General features: G+C 63.6%; 20 protein-coding genes. 16 read left to right on the forward strand and 4 right to left on the reverse strand.

Going from position 1 to position 20,311, the window contains the following annotated elements; translation table 11 throughout:
- Positions 1-6: 6 nt before the first annotated feature.
- The 4 genes from topA (at position 7) to proC (ending at position 5,762) form a co-directional block, all read left to right on the forward strand.
- On the forward strand, positions 7-2,889 hold the full coding sequence (gene topA, locus CKW39_RS01785; RefSeq protein WP_095796458.1) for a type I DNA topoisomerase: 2,883 nt from the start codon (positions 7-9) through the stop codon (positions 2,887-2,889).
- 41 nt (positions 2,890-2,930) lie between these two features.
- Positions 2,931-3,908, forward strand: coding sequence for an exopolyphosphatase (locus tag CKW39_RS01790; protein WP_095796459.1), 978 nt, complete (start codon positions 2,931-2,933; stop codon positions 3,906-3,908).
- Positions 3,908-4,714, forward strand: a complete 807-nt coding sequence (locus CKW39_RS01795; RefSeq protein WP_095796460.1) for a sugar phosphate isomerase/epimerase — start codon at positions 3,908-3,910, stop codon at positions 4,712-4,714. The genes CKW39_RS01790 and CKW39_RS01795 overlap by 1 nt, the downstream gene beginning before the upstream one ends.
- Before the next feature lie 208 nt (positions 4,715-4,922).
- Entirely contained in the window at positions 4,923-5,762 is an 840-nt protein-coding gene (gene proC / locus CKW39_RS01800) for a pyrroline-5-carboxylate reductase (RefSeq protein ID WP_095796461.1), read from the forward strand.
- 6 nt (positions 5,763-5,768) lie between these two features.
- On the opposite strand, the gene CKW39_RS01805 is transcribed toward proC, so the two are convergent.
- The 3 genes from CKW39_RS01805 to CKW39_RS01815 all read right to left on the reverse strand — a co-directional run bounded on the left by CKW39_RS01805 (position 5,769) and on the right by CKW39_RS01815 (position 8,748).
- Positions 5,769-6,548 carry an alpha/beta fold hydrolase gene (locus CKW39_RS01805; protein WP_158222898.1) on the reverse strand — a complete coding sequence of 260 codons (780 nt, stop codon included), beginning with the start codon at positions 6,546-6,548 and terminating at the stop codon, positions 5,769-5,771.
- A 90-nt stretch (positions 6,549-6,638) separates the two neighbouring features.
- Entirely contained in the window at positions 6,639-7,307 is a 669-nt protein-coding gene (locus tag CKW39_RS01810; RefSeq protein ID WP_095796463.1) for a TrkA family potassium uptake protein, read from the reverse strand.
- Positions 7,300-8,748 carry a TrkH family potassium uptake protein gene (locus tag CKW39_RS01815; protein ID WP_095796464.1) on the reverse strand — a complete coding sequence of 483 codons (1,449 nt, stop codon included), beginning with the start codon at positions 8,746-8,748 and terminating at the stop codon, positions 7,300-7,302. Before CKW39_RS01815 ends, CKW39_RS01810 begins: the two co-directional genes overlap by 8 nt.
- 136 nt (positions 8,749-8,884) lie before the next feature.
- On the opposite strand from CKW39_RS01815, the gene CKW39_RS01820 reads away from it, so the two are divergent.
- From CKW39_RS01820 to ccsB, 11 genes are all read left to right on the forward strand, one after another.
- Positions 8,885-10,096 (forward strand): acetoin utilization protein AcuC, encoded by a 1,212-nt coding sequence (locus CKW39_RS01820; protein WP_238663011.1) that lies wholly within the window; start codon positions 8,885-8,887, stop codon positions 10,094-10,096.
- A gap of 44 nt (positions 10,097-10,140) precedes the next feature.
- Entirely contained in the window at positions 10,141-11,085 is a 945-nt protein-coding gene (locus CKW39_RS01825; RefSeq protein ID WP_095796465.1) for a helix-turn-helix transcriptional regulator, read from the forward strand.
- Positions 11,086-11,127: 42 nt separating this feature from the next.
- Positions 11,128-12,468, forward strand: a complete 1,341-nt coding sequence (gdhA, locus tag CKW39_RS01830) for an NADP-specific glutamate dehydrogenase (protein WP_095796466.1) — start codon at positions 11,128-11,130, stop codon at positions 12,466-12,468.
- A gap of 87 nt (positions 12,469-12,555) precedes the next feature.
- A complete protein-coding gene (locus CKW39_RS01835) occupies positions 12,556-13,341 on the forward strand; it encodes a FadR/GntR family transcriptional regulator (RefSeq protein WP_095796648.1) in 786 nt (261 codons plus the stop codon).
- A 153-nt stretch (positions 13,342-13,494) separates the two neighbouring features.
- Positions 13,495-13,593, forward strand: coding sequence for a 30S ribosomal protein bS22 (locus CKW39_RS01840; protein WP_005504750.1), 99 nt, complete (start codon positions 13,495-13,497; stop codon positions 13,591-13,593).
- 65 nt (positions 13,594-13,658) lie between these two features.
- Positions 13,659-13,958 (forward strand): glutaredoxin family protein, encoded by a 300-nt coding sequence (locus CKW39_RS01845; protein ID WP_095796467.1) that lies wholly within the window; start codon positions 13,659-13,661, stop codon positions 13,956-13,958.
- Positions 13,959-14,110: 152 nt separating this feature from the next.
- Positions 14,111-14,782, forward strand: coding sequence for a histidine phosphatase family protein (locus tag CKW39_RS01850; protein ID WP_095796468.1), 672 nt, complete (start codon positions 14,111-14,113; stop codon positions 14,780-14,782).
- Between the two features lie 34 nt (positions 14,783-14,816).
- Entirely contained in the window at positions 14,817-15,464 is a 648-nt protein-coding gene (locus CKW39_RS01855; protein WP_095796469.1) for a TlpA disulfide reductase family protein, read from the forward strand.
- Entirely contained in the window at positions 15,461-16,219 is a 759-nt protein-coding gene (locus CKW39_RS01860) for a cytochrome c biogenesis CcdA family protein (RefSeq protein WP_095796470.1), read from the forward strand. The genes CKW39_RS01855 and CKW39_RS01860 overlap by 4 nt, the downstream gene beginning before the upstream one ends.
- Positions 16,216-17,898, forward strand: coding sequence for a cytochrome c biogenesis protein ResB (locus CKW39_RS01865; protein WP_095796471.1), 1,683 nt, complete (start codon positions 16,216-16,218; stop codon positions 17,896-17,898). Before CKW39_RS01860 ends, CKW39_RS01865 begins: the two co-directional genes overlap by 4 nt.
- Positions 17,899-17,905: 7 nt before the next feature.
- Positions 17,906-19,057 (forward strand): c-type cytochrome biogenesis protein CcsB, encoded by a 1,152-nt coding sequence (gene ccsB / locus CKW39_RS01870; RefSeq protein ID WP_173674263.1) that lies wholly within the window; start codon positions 17,906-17,908, stop codon positions 19,055-19,057.
- A 150-nt stretch (positions 19,058-19,207) separates the two neighbouring features.
- Here ccsB and CKW39_RS01875 read toward each other — a convergent pair whose 3' ends face one another.
- Complete coding sequence (locus CKW39_RS01875; protein ID WP_095796472.1) at positions 19,208-19,771, reverse strand: PLDc N-terminal domain-containing protein; 564 nt, start codon at positions 19,769-19,771, stop codon at positions 19,208-19,210.
- A 212-nt stretch (positions 19,772-19,983) separates the two neighbouring features.
- Between CKW39_RS01875 and CKW39_RS01880 the strand changes: the two genes are divergently transcribed.
- Complete coding sequence (locus CKW39_RS01880) at positions 19,984-20,262, forward strand: DUF4229 domain-containing protein (protein WP_095796473.1); 279 nt, start codon at positions 19,984-19,986, stop codon at positions 20,260-20,262.
- Positions 20,263-20,311: the final 49 nt, after the last annotated feature.

Here is a 20,311-nt window from a genome sequence, read left to right on the forward strand (position 1 = left end):
AGTACCGTGCCAACCAAGGCCACCAAGAACGCTGAAACCGGCAAGAGCCTGTTGATCGTGGAGTCACCATCCAAGGTGAAAACGATTGCGGGTTATCTCGGCGACGCCTACGAGGTCGAATCCTCGATGGGCCATATCCGAGACCTGCCGCAGCCTTCTGAGTTGCCCACGGACATGAAGAAGGGTCCGTACGGCAAGTTCGCGGTGGACGTGGAACACGGTTTCGACCCGTACTACGTGGTGAACCCGGACAAGAAGAAGAAGGTCACGGAGCTGCGGCGGAAGCTCAAAGATGCGGACGCCCTTTACCTCGCAACCGATGGGGATCGCGAAGGCGAGGCCATCGCGTGGCACCTATTGCAGGTGCTCAAGCCCAAGGTTCCGGTCTACCGTCTGACCTTCCCCGAAATCACCCGAGAGGCCATCGAGCGTGCCTTCGGTCAGCTGCGCGAGCTCGACAAGGATCTCGTGGACGCCCAGGAGACCCGACGCATCCTGGACCGGCTCTACGGTTACGAGATCTCCCCGGTACTGTGGCGCAAGGTGTCCTCGGGCCTGTCAGCGGGTCGTGTGCAGTCGGTGGCCACCCGCCTGGTCGTGCAGCGCGAACGTGAGCGCATGGCCTTCGTCTCCGCCGACTACTGGGATCTCACGGGCACGTTCGCGCGTCCCGAGGGACAGGACGCAGGCCGCGGCTTCACTGCTCGCCTGTCGTCCCTGAATTCTCAGCGTGTGGCCACGGGCAAGGATTTCTCGGATCGCGGCGAACTGAAGTCCGCTCGCGACGGCGCTCTGGTCCACTTGGACGAGACCTCAGCCACCTCGCTGGCCGCCGGCCTGCAGGACGCGGAGTTCACGGTTCGGTCTCTGGAGACCAAGCCCTATACCCGTCGCCCCGCGGCGCCATTCACCACCTCCACGCTTCAGCAGGAGGCCGCGCGCAAGCTGCGCTTCACCTCCCGCACCACCATGCGCGTGGCCCAGCGGCTGTACGAGAACGGTTACATCACCTACATGCGTACGGACTCCGTGGCGCTGTCCGACCAGGCGATCAACGCGGCCCGCCGGCAAGCGAAGGAACTCTACGGCGAGGACTTCGTTCCCGGTAAGCCGCGCGTCTACTCCTCCAAGTCCAAAAATGCGCAGGAGGCCCACGAAGCCATTCGCCCCGCCGGTGACTCTTTCCGTACGCCCTCGCAGGTGCGTTCGCAGCTGTCCGTGGATGAATTCAAGCTCTACGAACTGATCTGGAAACGCACCGTGGCCTCCCAGATGCAGGACGCCAAGGGATCGACCGCCACGGTCCGGCTGGGTGCCGCTGCGTCTTCGGCCGCGGGTGAGCTTTCCGGCGCCGACGCCGAGTTCTCGGCTTCCGGTACGGTCATCACGTTCCGCGGTTTCCTGGCCGCGTACGAGGAAGGTAAGGACGAAAACCCGGAGGCGGCGGCGTCGTCGGCCAAGGCCAAGGACGAGGACAAGCGACTTCCGGTCATGGCAGAAGGTGACGCCCTGGATGCCACGGACGTCACCGCGGACGGCCACACGACCACCCCTCCGGCCCGCTATACCGAGGCTTCTTTGGTGAAGACCCTGGACGAGCTCGGCATCGGCCGCCCGTCCACCTACGCGGCCACGATCTCCACGATCATGGACCGCGGTTACGTGCAGGTGCGTGGCTCCGCGTTGATTCCATCGTGGCTGGCCTTCTCCGTGGTGCGCCTGCTGGAGGACCACTTCACCGATTACGTGGACTACGACTTCACGGCCGAACTCGAAGAGGATCTGGACCGTATCGCCCGCGGCGAGGAAGAACGGGTCAAGTGGTTGACCGGTTTCTACTTCGGCGATGGCCAGGCCGAGCACGGGCTCAAGCCCATCGTGGAGGACCTGGGCGAGATCGACGCCCGCGCCGTGAACACGATTCCCATCACGGACGAGATCATGCTGCGCGTGGGCAAGTTCGGTCCCTACCTGGAGGTGGGCGGCACGGTGGACCCGGAGACCGGTGAGATCACCGACCCGGTGCGCGCCAACGTGCCCCTGGATCTGGCTCCGGACGAGTTGGACGCCGCCAAAGCCCAGGAGCTCATGGAAATCGGCAAGGCCGACGGTCGTGAACTCGGCATCAACCCGGACAGCGGTCGCATGATCGTCGCCAAGGATGGTCGCTACGGCCCCTATGTGACCGAGGTGATCCCCGAGCCCACCCAGGAGGAGCTCGACGCGATCCCCACGGAGTACTACAAGAACGGTAAGCCCAAGCCCAAGAAGATCGAGAAGCCCAAGCCCCGCACGGCGTCCTTGTTCTCGTCCATGAAGCTGCAGGACGTGACCCTGGACGATGCACTCAAGCTGCTGTCACTGCCCCGCGAACTGGGTGAGGACACGGACGGCGAAACCATCACCGTGCAGAACGGCCGTTACGGTCCGTACCTCAAGAAGGGCTCGGACTCCCGGTCGATTGGTTCCGAGGACCAGATTTTCACGATCACCCTGGACGAGGCCAAGACCATCTACTCCCAGCCCAAGCAGCGTGGCCGCCAAGCGGCCAAGCCGCCGCTCGCAGACCTTGGAACGGACCCCCTCACCGAGAAGCACATGGTGATCAAGGACGGCCGATTCGGCCCGTACATCACCGATGGCGAGACCAACGTGACGGTGCCGCGTGCGGAGAACATCGAGCAGATGACCAACGCCCGCGCCTCGCAACTGTTGGCCGAGAAGCGCGCCAAGGGGCCCGCTCCCAAGAAGACCACCACGCGCGCCCGTTCCACCAAGACCGCAACGAAGTCCAAGACGGCGACCAAGTCGAAAACCGCGAGCAAGGCTACGGCCGGTACCAAGACCAAAGCCACGACCACTCGCAAGGCGTCGACCACCAAGAAGTAGTCCACCGCGGGCCTTGGCCTGCGGCTCAGCAAAGGAACCACATGCGGCTCTCAGTCCTGGACGTCGGATCCAACACGGTCCACCTGCTCCTGTTGGACGTCTACCCCGGTTCCAAACCGGAACCGTACGCCTCCCACAAGATGGCGTTGCGGCTCGTGGAACACCAGGACGAGCAGGGCCGGATCACCGATCACGGACGAGACCTGCTGACCTCGTTCGTGGTCGAGGCCCGGGATTTCGCGGTCGAGCACGACGCCGAGGACCTCCTGGCGTTCGCGACCTCCGCAATCCGCGAGGCCACCAACGGCGCAGACGTCCTGGACCACGTGCAGTCTCGCTCAGGGGTCACGCTCACCGAGATCTCCGGGGACCAGGAATCGGCCATCACCTTTTACGCGGTGCGCCGTTGGTTCGGGTGGGGCGCCGGTCGCATCATGGACTTCGATATTGGCGGCGGTTCCTTCGAAATGGCGGTGGGCACCAACGCACTGCCCACCGTGGCCACCTCGGTTCCGTTGGGCGCCGGGCGCATGTACCGCACGTTCTTGGGCGGGAGCGACGTCGCGTCCCCGGCTGACGTGAAAAAGTTGCGCAGGCACGTGCGCACCACGTTGAAGCCCGCTGTGGAGAAGATCGAGAAGGGCGGTCGGCCGGATCTGGCCGTGGGAACGTCCAAGACGTTCAGGTCACTCGCGCGCATTTGCGGCGCAGCGCCATCGGCCCAGGGGCCCTACGTTCCACGCATCATGCATGCCGAGGATCTGCGGTTGTGGACCCGGCGCATGGAGGCGATGACCGTGTCCGAACGCGCCGAGCTGCCGGGTGTTTCCGAACATCGCGCGGCCCAAGTGCTCGCGGGCGCTATCGTGGCCGAAACTGCGATGGATATGCTGGACATCGGAACCCTGCGCATCTCGCCGTGGGCGTTGCGCGAAGGGCTCATTCTGCGCCGACTGGACCGGTTGACCACCGGGGCAGCGATCCACACCGTCAACCCCAAGAATTTGGTGGCCAAGTGATGTCCCAAACCGAGGGTCCGTACCGACCGCACGTGGCACTGTCCACCAGTTCGCTCTACCCCAAGGGCGTACCCGAGACGTTCGATGCCGCTCGACGCCTGGGCTACGACAGCGTGGAAGTGCTCGTCACCCATGAGCGCATGAGCCAGCTGACCCACCAACTCCTGAACCACATTCAGGAGTATCAGGTGCCCATTTCCACCATCCATGCGCCCACGCTGTTGTTCACCCAGCAAGTCTGGGGCAAGGCCTGGACCAAGATCCAGATGGCCGCCAAGCTCACGGAACAGGTGGGTGCCGAAGTCGTGGTAGTGCACCCGCCCTTCCGCTGGCAGACCAAGTACGCGCGCAATTTCGTGCAGGGTGTGCGTGAGGTGTCCCGGATGACCGGTATCAAAATTTCTGTCGAGAACATGTACCCGTGGCGGGTGGCTGGTCGCAAGGCCGTGGTGTACTCACCCCACTACAGCCCTTTGGGTCAGGACTACGACTGGGTCACGTGGGACTTCTCCCACGCCGCCACCGCGCACATGGACTCCCTGGCTGCGGTGAAGGAACTGGGCTCCCGCCTGGGCCACGTGCACCTCACGGACGGCTCCGGGAAGACCATGGCGGATGAACACATGTTGCCGGGACACGGTGTCCAGCCGGTGGCGGAAACGCTGGAATACCTGCGCGATACCCGCTGGCAGGGCGTAGTGGGCGTGGAGGTTTCTACTCGGAAATCCAAAGATGCCGACGAGCGGGACGCCTGGTTGTCCGAATCCTTGGCGTTCGCTCGTCGGCACATGGAGGAAACGGGCTAGGGGACCGTTCCCTGTTATTCACTCGCACCAATTGAGGTGTGATCAGCATAAGAACCCAGGTGGGGAACGAGCAGGGTAGAGCCTGAAGAACAACTGGCAGTTCTTTTCCGCCGGGGGCCCGCCACGCGAGGGTCGAGCGTTTTCATTGCTTCTGCGGGCGCGATACGGTCGAGAGAAGCCCAGATTCGCTATCGAAAGGAGCTTTCGCATGAGCGAGCTCGTCCTGTCTTTCCTCGGTTCGGGATCCATGAACGGATCTATCCTGCGCGGCGTCCTCGCCGGCGGCACGCCCGCCGGGCGCGTCCGCGCGACCACCAAGTCCGCTTCGTCTGCGGAGAAGCTGCGCGAGGACACCGGCGTCACCGTGCTCTCCGGCGAGGAGAACGAGAAGGCCAACCTCGAAGCAGTCAAGGGTGCGGACGTGGTGCTGCTGGGTGTGAAGCCCTACGCCATTCTGGATCTCGCTCGTGAGATCGCGCCGGCGCTGGAGCCCAAGACCGTGGTCGCTTCCGTGGCCGCGGGCATCACCCTCGAAGCCCTAGAAAAGGCACTCCCCGAAGGCCAGCCGGTGGTGCGCACCATGCCCAACACGCCCTCGAGTGTTGGCCGCGGCGTCATCTCCGTGACCCCCGGAACTCACACCACCAAGGAACAGTTGGAAGCCGTCAGGGAGGTGCTGTCCTCGGTGGCCACTGTGGTCGAGGTTGAGGAGCACCTGGTCCGCGCGGTCACCGGTGTATCCGGTTCCGGCCCGGCCTACGTCTTCTACCTGGCTGAGGCCATGCAGCAGGCGGGCGAGAAGCTCGGGCTCCCCAGTGACGTCGCGCGCGTCCTGGCCAAGGAAACCGTCGCGGGCGCGGGTGTCCTGCTCAGCCCCGACGACGCCGATCCCGCCGCCCTGCGTAAGGCCGTCACCAGCCCCGGCGGTACCACGGAGAAGGCCATCAACACCTTTGACGACCAGGGTCTCCGCGACGTCATCGCCGCAGGTGTCACGGCTTCGTCCGAGCGCGGGGACGAGATGGAACAGGAATACTGCGGCGACTGATTCTTATCAGTCCGCGGACCGGGCACGATGGATCGGGAAGTACGTGACCGGCTCCGCACCCGCCAGGAAATTGCGAATGATGTCCGTGACCACCTGGGGCTTCTCGAACATCAGCATGTGGGACGTTCCCGGGACCACGGCGAGTTCGCCATTCCGGAGGGACCTGTAGAGGGTGAGCTGGCTTTCCAAGGTGACCAGATCGTCGTCGGCGCTCATGATCAGCACCCGCCCCGGGTACGTGGCCAGCGCGTCCGCGGGCGCGACGTCCCGGGCCGCAAGATCGGAGACCTTGCGCACGAGGACCGGGAAGTGCTCCGGCCCGTCGGGCGAGAGTTGGGCGTAACGGTCCACGATCACGGCGGGGTAACCGGCATCCGGAGAGTCTCCGGAGGGTGGTTGAGGTCGGATGATCCAGTCCTCCGCACCGAGCGCGGAACTGATCACGGTCAAGGACCGCACCAGATCGGGGTGCTCAAGGGCCAGGCTCGTGGCCACCATCCCGCCCGCGCTGTAGCCGATCACGTGCGCCGGGCCACCCCCAAGCGACTCAATGACCGCGGCAGCGTCGGCGGCCATCTCGGTGAGGGTGAAATCCCCTGTATCGGCGGTGCGCCCGAATCCCCGGCGGTCGTAGCCGACCACACGAAACGTGTCCGCGAGACCGAAAAGTGTCGGTTCGAATTCGTCGACGTCGCTCATGCCGCCGTGGAGGAGGAGGACGGGATCGCCTTCTCCTCGGTCCTCCACCCACAGACTGGCGTCTCGAATGTTGCGGTATTCACCCATGGTGATCAGTCCCTTGCCCATCGAGCGGCGTCGGATCCGGCGCCGGAGTTCCAGCTTAGATTTATCGTGGCTGGCCGACCTAGACCCGTGCTAGGGACGCGCGGCGAAACGTTCGATGAGGTCCACGTGCCCGGAGACGATCAACAGGTCTCGTGAGGTCACCATGGTTTCCGGGCGGGCGTAGGTGAAATCCTCGCCCGGTGACTTCACGCCCACCACGGTCACGCCGTACTTGGAGCGCACGTCGGATTCACCCAGTGTGAAGCCCTGGGTCTCGCGGGGCGGGTACATCTTGACGATTGCGAAATCATCGTCGAATTCGATGTAGTCCAACAACCGCCCGGATACCAGGTGCGCGGTCCGGCGGCCGGCGTCCGCCTCGGGGAAGATCACGTGGTGGGCACCGATGCGCGCCAGGATCTTGCCATGGGCGGGGGAGATGGCCTTGGCCCAAATCCGGTCAATCCCCAGGTCCACCAGGTTGGCCGTGATCAGAACGGAGGACTCGATCGAGGTACCGACGCCCACGACCGCAGCGGTGAAGTCGGTGGCTCCAACCTGACGGAGAGCGTCGATGTCGGTGGCTTCGGCTTCGACCACGTGGGTGAGCTGACCGGACATCTTCTGGACCAGAGCGGCGTCGCGCTCGACTCCCAGAACCTCGTTGCCCTGACGGACCAGCTGCATGGCGGTGGCGGACCCGAAACGGCCCAGACCGATCACCAGGACCGGCGCGGAATGGGAGGAGTTCTTAGCCAATGATGGGCCTTTCTTCCGGGTAGGAATACAACCTACGCCGTGATCGCAACGCGAGTGCCGTGGCCACCGTGTTGGTGCCGATACGGCCGATGAGCATGATGATCGCCAGAACGTATTTTCCCGCGTCTGTGGCGTCCGCGGAAACTCCCACGCTGAGACCGCACGTGGCGTACGCGGAGATGACCTCGAACAGCACATGGTCCAGGGGACGGCCGGTGAGGCCGACCAGAATTGCGGAGCCCGTGAGCACCACCGTGGCTCCCATCATGATCACGGAAATGGAGATGCGCAGCACCGAATCCGGGATGGTGCGGAAGAACGCGATCACGGACTTGTCGCCGCGGGCCTCGGCCAGGATCGCCAGGAAGACCACGGCCAGGGTAGTGACCTTGATGCCACCGGCGGTCGATGCCGAACCGCCGCCCACGAACATCAGGGCGTCCGTGAGCAGCAGGGTGACCGGGGACGTATCGGTCATGTCCACCAGGTTGAAACCGCCCGAGCGCATCATGACGGAGGCGAAGAAGCCGTGGAAAATACGTTCACTGACCGGTTTCTCGCCGATCGTGGCCTGGTTGTCCCACTCGAAGCTTGAAAACAGCAGCCACCCGATCACCAGCAGGACACCCGTGGTCAACAGCGTCAACTTGGCGTTGAGGTTCCAGCGGGTGAAGCGGAACCCCGCCTCTCGCAGCACCAGGATCACGGGAAAACCCAGCGAACCGATGAACACGCCGATGCAGATGGGGAACAGGATCAGCCAGGAATCCAGCCCGGTGTGATCGTAGGGCACCAGGCCGTCACTGTGGGGGGTGAACCCCGCGTTGTTGAAGCTCGAGATCCCGTAGAAGACCCCGTGCCACAGGGCGGTATGAATCGGTTCCCCGGACACCAGGAAGCCCAGTGTCAGCACCACGGTCAATGCGGCCTCAATGGAAATGGAGGTCACCACGATGATCCGCAGCAGCGAACCCACCTCACCCAGGCGACCGATGTTGAGGGCCTCCTGGGTGATCAATTTGGACTTCAGGCCCAGTTTCCGGCCGATCGCCAGCGCCAGGAGCGAGGTCATGGTGAGGGTTCCCAAACCGCCGATCTGAATGGCCACGAGGATGATCACCTGACCGAACAGGGACCACTGGTCGGCCGTGGACACCGTGGTCAACCCGGTCACGGTCACGGCAGAGGTCGCGGTGAACACGGCGTCGGCCACGCTTGTTTGTTTCCCGGGTGCCGCGGACATGGGTAACCAGAGCAGAGCGGCAAAGGCCAGGTCCACGATGACGAACACGATGACGGCCAGACGTGCCGGGGAGGAGTTGGCGATACCGTCCACGAAATCGCGCACGCCGCGTGCCACGCGCGTGACGAACGGATCCCTGGTGACTGCGGGGTGCTCCGGGTGGTCGGGGACCGGATCGGCTTCTTCCAGCTCGCTCACCGCACCTCCTCCAACGACACAACTGACGAATCCATAGTGGCTGCACGCGGTGGCAGTCAGGACATTATTGCCCTAATTTCTCCGTCACAGTGCAATACGCGGCCCGGCGGGGCGTGGTCAATGATCTAATGGGAGTGTGAGCCCTGCAACAAACGGTAAAGGCGCCGTGTACCCCACCAGTGTTTATTGGGATCCCCAGTTGCTCAAGTACAACTTTGGGGATTACCACCCCATGCGCCCGTCCCGGCTGGACGCGACCATTCGGCTCGTACAGCAGCTGGGCCTTGACACCGCGGAAAACGTCCGCGTGGAGGTCCCGGAGGTTCCTGACGACCAAGTGTTGCAGCTGGCTCACAGTGCGGAGTACGTGAAATCGGTGCACGCGGTGTCGGAGGACCCCAGCATCGAAATCCCCGAGTGCGGTTTGGGTACCGAGGACACTCCCGGGTACGAGGGCATCCACGAATCCAGCGCCCGTCTGGTGGGCGGCTCCTACCAAGGCGCCGTGGACATTCTGGACGGTAAGGCCGTGCACGCCGTCAACTTCGGCGGCGGCATGCACCACGCGGCCCGAGATAAGGCCAGCGGTTTCTGTGTGTACAACGATTGTGCCGTGGCCATTCAGCACCTCCTGGACAACGGTGTGCAGCGCGTGGTTTACATCGACGTGGACGGCCACCACGGTGACGGCACGCAATCCATTTTCTTCGACGACCCGCGCGTGATGACCATCTCGCTCCACGAGACCGGCCTGTCCCTGTTTCCGGGAACGGGCTTCGCCAACGAGATCGGCGAGGGTCAGTGCGCCGGCACCTCGGTCAACGTGGCCATGCCCACGCGAGCGGACGATTCCCAGTGGTTGCGCGCCTACGACGCCGTGGTGCCGCCTCTCGTACGCGAGTTCCGTCCCGAAGTGATCGTGTCCCAGCACGGCTGCGACTCCCATTTCCAGGACGAACTGACCCACTTGCGGGTCAGCATCGACGGGCAGCGTCAGATCGCGTTGGCCGTCTCCGAACTTGCGGACGAGGTCTGTGAAGGTCGCTGGATCGCGACCGGCGGTGGCGGTTACGACTGCCACGACGCCGTTCCGCGTTCGTGGGCGCACCTCGTAGGAATCGCCAGCGGTCACCCCGTGGCGGTCACGACACCCGTTCCGCAGGAGTGGCGGACCTACATGAATGACAAGTACGGCGGGCACGCACCCGAAATGATGGGTGACAACGTGGACCTTTGGTGGCGGTCGTGGGAGATCGGCTTCGACCCCAATGACGAGACCGACCGGTCCATCATGGCCACCCGCAAGGAAGTCTTCCCCCAATGGGGCTTGGACCCCTGGTACGACTGAGCCTGATTGGGGCCTGATCAGGATTCACGTTTAGGGTGATTCCTATGGCCAATGATTCATATTCAGCTCTCTCAGACCCCACCCGTCGACGGATCCTGTCCGCCCTGCGCAACGGCTCACGTCCGGTCGGAGAGTTGGTCGAAGAGTTGGAGGTCTCCCAACCCACGGTGTCCAAACACCTCAAGGTGCTGCGCGACACGGGTCTGGTGGCAACACGGGCTGAGGGCCAGAAGCGCTTCTACAGCGTGGAGTCGCAACCCCTGAGAGACGTATCGGCGTGGATCGAGGAACTGCTGACCGCGGCCGTCGAGTCTGCGACGACCGCCGAAGTCGAAGCCGAAGACGCGCCTGGGAGGGCCGACGCGGTGGAAACCGCGGAATCGTCAACGACGGAAGCGGCGGAGGCGGCGGAGACGCCACCGGTCGAGGAAGCGTCCGAGGTGGTTGAGGTCGATCGGGACATTGCGGAGGATGCCCCGGAGATCACCGAGAACGACGAACCGGTCACCGCGCCCTTGCACGCGGAGGAGCCTCGGAACCTTCCGTGGTTCACCTCTGCCCAGGCCGTGGAGGAGCATGAGCAGGATCGAGTGGAAGCCGAGGTCACCGAAATCTCCGAGCCAATGGAATCCGAACCCGGGATTGCAGAACCACCCGCATTTGATGTGATTTCGGACGAAGAATCCGAAATCGGTCACGAAAATCTGCAAGAACTCCTGGAGGACTCCGAGGTGTCAAACATTTCGACCCTGCCGGATGCTGTTGCCTTGGACACAGAGGTCGAGGTCACAGGCACTAGTGTGGGGGCTAACACCGACGTTACTTCCGCTGAGTCCAGCGCGGATTCTGACGAGTTCGCTGATCCGAACTCCACGAAACCCGAGTTCGGGATTCCCCCTGCTCGCAGCGGAGGCGCACACCGACGCCAAAGTGGTCTGCTGTCCACTCTGACCGGGTTCCGGCGGCGCGGGCGCAGCTCGCGACGCTGATCGAGCGGTGAGCACCTACAACCGAGAGACGGCAGGAGACCCATGCACGAGAATTTGATTCCGGTTCGGCAGGCAGTCATTGCTCGCAACCCCGGCGAGTCCGAGTTCCATCAGGCAGTGGACGAAGTTTTCGAGTCGTTGGGCCCCGTGGTGGCACGCCACCCCGAGCTGCTCGAGTCGGCCATTCTGGAGCGCATCTGCGAGCCCGAGCGCCAGATCATTTTCCGTGTGCCCTGGACCGACGACAACGGCCGCGTGCACATCAACCGCGGTTTCCGTGTGGAGTTCAATTCCGCGCTCGGCCCCTACAAGGGTGGCCTGCGTTTCCATCCCTCGGTCTACCTGGGCATCGTCAAGTTCCTGGGTTTCGAGCAGATCTTCAAGAACTCCCTGACTGGCATGCCCATCGGTGGCGGTAAGGGCGGCTCGGACTTCGACCCTTCCGGTCGCTCGGACGCGGAGATCATGCGTTTCTGCCAGTCCTTCATGACTGAGCTCTACCGCCACATCGGTGAATACACGGATGTGCCCGCCGGCGACATCGGCGTGGGTGGCCGCGAGATCGGTTACCTGTTCGGTCAGTACAAGCGGATCACCAACCGCTACGAATCCGGTGTGCTCACCGGTAAGGGCCTGGCCTGGGGCGGTTCGCTCGTGCGCACCGAGGCCACCGGCTACGGCACCGTGATGTTCGCCGAGGAAATGCTCAAGACCCGCGGCCAGGACATGGACGGGCGCGAAATGCTCGTGTCCGGTTCGGGCAACGTGGCGATTTACGCGATCGAGCGCGCACAGTCACTGGGAGCCAAGGTGTTGACCGCCTCCGACTCGAGCGGTTACGTAGTCGATCCCGACGGTATTGACCTTGACCTGCTCAAGCAGGTCAAGGAAGTGGAACGCGCTCGCATCAGCCAGTACGCCGAGCGCAAGGGCGGCCGCGCACGCTTCATCTCGGACGGCTCCGTGTGGGACGTACCGGGTTCTGTCGCTCTGCCGTGTGCGACCCAGAACGAGCTCAACGGCCGCCAGGCCAAGAAGCTTCTCGCTAACGGCGTGGAGGTCGTGGCCGAGGGCGCCAACATGCCCACCACCGCGGAAGCGGTCCGAATCTTCCGGGACGCGGATGTTCTGTTCGCCCCCGGTAAGGCGGCGAACGCAGGCGGCGTGGCCACGTCCGCACTGGAAATGCAGCAGAATGCTTCCCGCGACTCGTGGACTTTCGACTACACCCAGCAGCGTTTGCAAGAAATCATGCGCGGTATTCACCACCGCTGTGCTGAAACCGCGGATGAATACGGCATGCCCGGCAATTATGTGGCCGGTGCGAATATTGCTGGATTCATCAAGGTGGCACGGGCAATGTCAGCCCAGGGTCTGATCTGATTTCCCAGTCGTACGCAGTAAGCTCGTGAGTCGAAGCATCTGCTGAGGTTGGCACGTGCTCGACTGACGATTTTTAGGCTGGTGACCATGGCAACTCATCGTGAGGTTCTGCAATGGCTCGAGAACGAGCTGTTTGACGGCAACCTTGTGCTGGGTCAGCAATTGCCCACTGACAAAGACCTCGCTGCAATCTTCAGGGTCTCGCGTAACTCCATGCGGGAGACCCTGAAGGTGCTTGAGTCCCAGGGAATCATCAAACTGTTCGACGGACCGCACCGGTCCATCCTGCCCATCCTGGTCCGTGAACCGGCCGCCTCCGCAGGCCCCGCCTTGCAGCTGCACATGGCTACTTCTGAGTATCCGTTGCGGGATATTGTTCAGGCCCGTACGGAATTGGAATCCTGGGCCCTGGAGAATGCCTCGGAAAAGCACGTTCCGCTCGCGGAACTGCACGCCATCATGGCGGAAATGGACCGCGACGATCTGGGATTGAAGCGGTTCCACAATTTATACGTAAGCTTTCATATTGCACTGGTGAAGTCCTCCGGCAATACGGCCATCGCGGCGTTGTTCACGGCACTGCGCGATTCCGTGTACGAATACACCATGGCTCTCGTGGGTCATGTGCCGTTATGGACCACCACCTCCAGCAGGATCCGCGCCGAACACCGAGCGATCTGTAGTGCCCTGGAAGCCGGCGACTTCCAGATGGCCTCTCGTCTGACCGTGGAACACATCACCTATCAGTACCAGGAGGCCGGAGTTGATCCCGATCGCGGCCGCAACGGTGAGGCTGAGGACCACGGTGATGCGGCGGCGTCGGCGGAGCGTGCCCCGGTTGGCTTGAAGGGTCGTAGACAGGCCAGCGCCTGACCCCTCATTTTCAGGGATTAGCCCCACAGGCGGTAAGGTGGATCAATAGTTTGCCGTTCATCGGATTTTGCCGCCTGGTTTGACCGGCGGCGGGGTCGTGTTCACGCGCGACCCGTACAAACAGCCAACGTCTACAACAATGCGAGGGATCCTATGGGTTCAGTCATTAAGAAGCGCCGCAAGCGTATGTCCAAGAAGAAGCACCGCAAGCTGCTTCGTAAGACTCGTCACCAGCGTCGCAACAAGAAGTAAGCGACTTCGCGGTAGGCCTCGTTCCACACGGAACGGGGCCTTTTCCGTACCCGTAGCATGGGCTCATGAGCCCGCCGCAGAATGTCAAGAAACCGTTGTTGTCCGCCGGAAACTGGGCAAACCAACCACCGGCTCACCGGGTGACATTGCTCACCAAGGACGGTTGCCACTTGTGCGAGGATGCCCGCGCGGTGGTTACCGCGGCGTGCCGAGACACGGGGAGTGAGTTCACGGAAGTGGACATCACCACCGATTCGGCGCTGCTGCGTGACTACGCGAATTACATCCCGGTCGTGTTCGTGGACGGCGCTCCGTGGGATCAGCTGCGCATCGACGAGCAGCGACTGCGCAACATGCTGGGTTGAAGGGCCAGCCCAGGCCGAGCCGATTCGGTCGATGAAGTGCGGGGGAGCGGGGGCGGAGAGCCGGGCCAGCGGCAATGAAACTGTGCGGCTCCGGTAGTTCCCTAGGAGCCCCCTGAATTGGGCGGGAGCCGGGCTTTTGAGAGACTGTAACCATGCCTTCTGCGACCGTTCATTTGCTGCGCCATGGCCAGGTTCACAACCCTGACGCCATCGTCTACGGACGCATGCCGGATTACCACCTGTCCGAGCTCGGCGCGCGCATGGCGGAAGCGGCCGCCGCCGATTTCAGGGAGCGGGTGAATCAGGGTGACCGCTACGTCCTGCTGGCCTCGTCGCCGCTCACCAGAGCCCGCGAAACCGCAGAACCCGTAGCGCGCGAGCTGGGGTTGGACGTGGTCACCGAGGAGCGCATCATCGAACCCCGCAATCACTTCCAGGGATTGCACGTGGACGAGAAGGTGTTGTCGAATCCCAGGCACTGGCCGTTCATGCTCAATCCGCTACGCCCCTCGTGGGGTGAGCCGTATCGGGGGCAGGTCGCCCGCATGGCGGAGGCCACGCGCGATCTCGCCCGCCGCGCGGTCGAGATCGGCGGCGACGGCGCTCAGGCCATTGCCGTATCGCATCAGTTGCCCATCTGGCTGACACGCTTGTCGGTCGAGGGCCGCCCGCTGCCCCACGATCCCCGACGTCGCCAGTGCAACCTGGCGTCCATCACGTCCCTGACCTTCGACGACGTGAACGAACCGGCCGTTCCGCGGGTCAGTTACCGGGAGCCCGCGGCGCGCTACTACACAGGCGTCAACCAGCTTCCCGGCTCATAATTGCTCCCGAATCCACCCCGTACCGTCAGGTGACATGCCCGTGAAATTGGCCCGAGTCCGTTCCTCTCAAACTGCTCGTCCCCGCCGCTCGCGCACCCGCGTCGCGGCGGCGTCGTTGTCCGTGTGCGCCGCGCTGGTACTGACCGCGTGCGGCGGCTCCGAATCGGACAATCTGGCACAGCAGGCCAGCGAAGGCGGCAACAAGGGCTATGTGGCCGGCGACGGTTCCGTGAGTGAATACGCACCCGGTGAGCGCGGCGAACCGGTCGAGTTCGAGGCCAAGATGTTCGACGGTTCCACCGTTTCCGCTGAGGATTTGCGCGGCGAAACCACCGTCCTGAACTTCTGGTACGCGGGCTGCGCGCCGTGCCGCGCGGAGGCTCCCGATCTGGTGAGCCTCGCAAAGGACTACGAGGGTGACGCCACATTCATGGGCGTGAACCTGCGCGATCAGCAGGCCACCTCCGAAGCCTTCGAGCGAACCTTCGAGATTCCTTACCCCTCCGCCTCGGACCTCAACGGTGAAGTGTTGCTGGCGTTGAGCGATTACGTTCCGCCGCAGGCCGTTCCCACCACCCTGGTGCTCGACTCCGAAGGCCGTGTGGCGGCTCGCGTGCTGGGCAAAGCCGACCACTCCACTCTGAACGCCCTCATCAAGGACACGGTGGCCGAGACGGTATGAGCGGCAATCCCTTCGCCGAGGTCATCCTCGACGGTTCACTGATTGCCGCGCTACCCGTGGCGCTGCTCGCGGGACTCGTCTCTTTCGCGTCACCGTGCGTGCTGCCGTTGGTCCCCGGGTACCTGGGATACGTGACCGGCCTGACCGGTGTGGACCTGCAGGACCAGAAGCGCGGCCGCGTGTTCATGGGCGTGCTGTTGTTCGTGCTCGGCTTCTCCGCGGTATTCGTGGTGATGTCCGTGGTGCTGGCCCAACTGGGTGCGTTCGCCTGGTTCCTGGGGCAGCAGTGGATCATGGTGGTGCTGGGCATCCTGGTGATCCTCATGGGTGTCGTGTTCATGGGCGGTTTCTCGTGGTTCCAGCGGGATCGCAAGATCGAGCGGAAACCACCGCCCGGATTATGGGGCGCACCCTTGCTCGGCATGACCTTCGGCCTGGGGTGGGCACCGTGCATCGGGCCGACCTTCGCTGCGGTGCAAGCGCTGGTTTACGTGGACGGCGCCTCCACGGGTAAGGCTGTGATTCTCACGACCGCCTACTGCCTGGGACTGGGCATCCCGTTCGTTCTCATTGCCCTGGCCCTGCGCCGGGGTATGGGTGCCATGAAATTCTTCCGCCGTCACCGCCTCACGCTGCAACGCGTGGGCGGTGCTGTTCTCGTGCTGATCGGTCTGGCCATGGCCACGGGCGTATGGTCCGCGCTGGTCTCCTGGATTCAGGCCGAGTTCGTAACCGATTGGGTGATGCCGATATGACGCAGGTGCGCGATCAACGCGACCAGAAGGGCAACCGCAACGATTCCGTAGCGGTGCCCGCACTCGGCCCCCTGGGGATGCTCCGGTGGGCGTGGACCCAGCTGACCAAGATGTCCACGGCACTCGTGCTGCTGCTCTTGCTGGCCATTGCCGCGGTGCCCGGATCGATGTTCCCGCAGCGCATCCAGGACCCGGACGCGGTCAACAGTTACATCGAGGCCAACCCAACCTCTGGCCCGTGGTTGGACCGGTTCCAGTTGTTCGACGTCTTTTCGTCCTACTGGTTCTCCGCGATCTACCTGCTGCTGTTCATTTCCCTGGTTGGCTGCGTGCTCCCGCGTGCGGCCCAGCACTACAAGGCGTGGCGCTCCAAGCCGCCGCGCACCCCCAAGCGGCTCACTCGCCTGCCCCAGTACCGCCGCGTACTGTTGGGCGGACGTGACGGCGCCGAAGCGCCGTCGCCGTCGGAAGCGATCCAGGAGGCGACCAAGGCGCTCAAGAAGCGCGGCTACCGCGTAGAGGCCCGCGATCTGGACGGCGAGACGCCGTCCGTGGGTGCCGAGCGCGGCATGTGGAAGGAAGTGGGCAACATCCTCTTCCACGTGGCGCTGCTGGGTGTGCTGATCTCCGTGGCCATTGGTTCGCTGTTCGGTTACAAGGGTCAGAAGATCATCATCGAGGACGAATCCTTTGTGAACACGCTGGTCGCCTACGACTCGTTCACCCCGGGTACCAACTTCAGCGCGGACTGGCTCAACCCGTTCTCCGTGCGCTTGGACAATTTCCAGGCCGATTTCCACCGCGACACCACGGACCCCGCGCAGTACGGAGCCCCCACGGACTTCGAGGCGGACGTGACCGTGACCGAAGAACCCGGCGCGGAGGAGAAGAGCGAGAAGCTCAAGGTCAACGAGCCCCTCAACGTGGGCGGCACCAAGCTGTACCTTGTGGGCAACGGCTACGCACCGGTGATCCGAGTGACGGACGGCCAAGGAAATCTGGCCTACGAGGGCCCCGTGGTGACCATCCCCACCGACTCCGTCTACACGTCCTCGCTCGTGCTCAAGGTGCCCGACGCCGCCCCGGACCAGCTCGGCTTCGTGGGCCTGTTGCTGCCCACCGCGGTCATGGACGAGGGCTCGATGCCCCGCTCCGTGGACCCGGGACTGAGCAATCCGGTGCTGATCATGTCTTCGTACTTCGGTGACTTGGGCCTGGACAACGGTGAATCCCAGAACGTCTACGTGCTGGACGTGGATTCGCTGACCGAGATGAATTCGATGATGTCCGACAACGGCGCCATCACCTTGGACGGCGCCAACCGCTCGGCGGAATTGCCGGACGGCAAGGGCACCATTGAGTTCGTGGACGTCAAGCGGTATGTGGGATTGGACATCCACAACGACCCCGGACGCATCCCCGCGTTCATCTCGTTCGTGGCCGCTTTCGTGGGACTGATCATGTCCCTGTTCATCGCCCGTCGCAGGGCGTGGGTGCGCGCGTATGTGGGCCAGGACCACAATGGCGTGCAGTGTACTGTTCTGGAATACGGACTGTTGGCTCGCGGTGAGGATCACCGCCTGGGCGCGGAAGCGGAAAAGCTGACAAGTTTGTGGACCTCGCTGTGGGAAGACCGCGGTGTGCGCGACTTCCCCCTCAACTCGTCAGATAAGGCGTGAGTGATTTATGGGTAGCAATATCAACGAAACGTTAGGTGTCTGGAGCGAGTGGTTCATGCTCCTGGCGGCCTTCACCTACTTGGTCGCGTTCGTGGCCTTCGTGTGGGACATGGCCTCGCACTCCAAGGCCATCGGCAAGGCTCAGCGTGAGGCCGAGCGTCACGGCGCGGGCAGTCGCGAGGACTCCCGGGAGCTCGTGGGCGCCGGTTCGCGCGGCGGTTCCGTGAGCGCCTCGGCGACCTCCTCAGGCTCCACCGCGGGTGACGACGGCGCTCGCAACAGTGCCGCTGGCCACGGCACCTCTGGTCGCGGTCCCGTGGCCGGCGAATTCCGCACCACTGCGGACGCGCGCTCCAAGGGTGCCGACGAGTTCGAGGCCCTCAATTACAAGGACTCCATCAGCCGCCCTGCCGCCCGTGCCGCCGTGGTGGTCATGGCCATCGCGTTCCTGCTGCACACCTTTGCCGTGGTCGCTCGTGGCATTGCCGCGGACCGTGTGCCCTGGGCCAACATGTACGAGTTCTGCTCCACGGGTGCACTCGTGGTGGCCGGTGTCTACCTGATCACGCTGATCTTCAAGGATCTGCGTTTCGTGGGTCCCATGGTCACCGGCTTGGTGCTGCTCATGCTGTGCGCGGCCACCATCGCGTTCCCCACCCCGGTGTCGCCGCTGCCCCCGGCGCTGCAGTCCTACTGGCTGATCATCCACGTCTCCATCGCCGTGGCGGCCTCCGGCCTGTTCACCATCACGTTCGCCATGGCCGTGCTGCAGTTGCTGCAGTCCCGCCGGGAGAAGAACCTGGCCGCGGGCGAGGAGACCAAGCTGGGCTTCCTGCGCGTTGTACCCAATTCGACCACCCTGGAGAACTTCGCGTTCCGCCTCAATTCCGTGGGCTTCGTGTTCTGGACTTTCACCCTGGCCGCCGGTGCCATCTGGGCCGACCAGGCCTGGGGCCGCTTCTGGGGCTGGGACACCAAGGAGGTCTGGACCTTCGTGATCTGGACCGTCTACGCCGCTTACATGCACGCCCGCGTAACCCGCGGCTGGAACGGCAACCGTTCCGCGTGGCTGTCGATCGTCGGCTACCTCTGCGTGGTCTTCAACTTCACCGTGGTCAACGTGTACTTCCCGGGTTTGCACTCGTACTCGGGTCTGTAAGCGCGTGATTTAGGGTTCCCTATTACCGATTCCGTGGCGAAAATCGGGCATAGCTAACCACAGATCGAAGGAAGCCCCGTACCTCTCGAGAGGTACGGGGCTTCCTTATGAGTTCTGGGCCACCGCGGGTTTGCGTGCCTCTGCAGGGGGCTAGGCGCGGGGGCCGGGTGCGGCGTCCGGTTCCGGACCGTTGTCCGGATCTTGCGGATCGTCAGTGCCAGTGCCGGCAGCGGTGCTGCCGCCGTCCTTGGGGGAGTCGGTGCCGGGGTTTTTCTGGCCCGGGGCGTCAGGCTCGGGGGCGCCGTCGGTGTCTTTCAGGACTTCTTCGCTCAGACGGGGATCGTCCGGGTCCAGCGGCTGGGGTTTCTCTCCCGGGGGACGTCCCGTGCGTTTGAGCTCGTTCTCCCATTCCTGGAGCCTGCGCTCGTGCTCTTGTTGACGACGCCGCTCTTCCAAGTTCCGCAGGAACTGCGGGTCATCGTCGGGGCCGCGACCGCGCTGCGGTTGAGTGGTCGGGTCCGCTTTTTTGGGGCGGCCGAAGAATAACCACAGGACCGCGCCAATGATGGGCAGCAACAGGATCAACAGGATCCACGCACCCTTGGGGATGGACCTGACCTTGTACTTCTCTGTTTGGGCGCATTCGATGAGTGAATAAATGATCACACCCACGGCGAGGGCGCCTGCTCCGATAATGAGTATCGCTCTGCCCATGGCCACAATCCTAGGGGAGCATGCTGATCACTTGCGCATCGGTGTCTGAGCGTTAAGTCATGGGCGTATCTGACGGTGACAAGTTGCGATGACGATCGGGTGCCGGAGCGAAGCATGGCCCCCACATGCGGTGTGGGACGGGTCAACGGGCCGGATGAATCACGTGAACGGCATGGGGCGGGCATCCAGGGCATGCCAGTAGACTGGGCCGCGTGAATTTCCTCAAGTACTCCCTGCTGCGGTTGGGCATCCTGATCGTAGTGTTCGTGATCTCCATGTACGTGGGTGCGGGACTGATCCTGTCCGGCATCGCGGCCGTGGTGGCTGCGTTCGCGATCTGCTACATCTTCTTCCCCAAGCTGCACTTGGCAGCCAGCCAGGACTTCCACCGCTGGATCGACCGCTCTCCCAAGCCCAAGAACCGGGTGGCCATGGAGGACCAGGAGGTCGAGGATTCCTACACGGATCAGCAGGCCCGCAAGGACATCTGAGTCTCTGAGTCCTAGGCGAGGTCGTAAGCCAGCCCTGAACATACTTGTC

The sequence above is a fragment of the Kocuria sp. WRN011 genome, assembly GCF_002295155.1.
GTDB lineage: Bacteria > Actinomycetota > Actinomycetes > Actinomycetales > Micrococcaceae > Kocuria > Kocuria carniphila.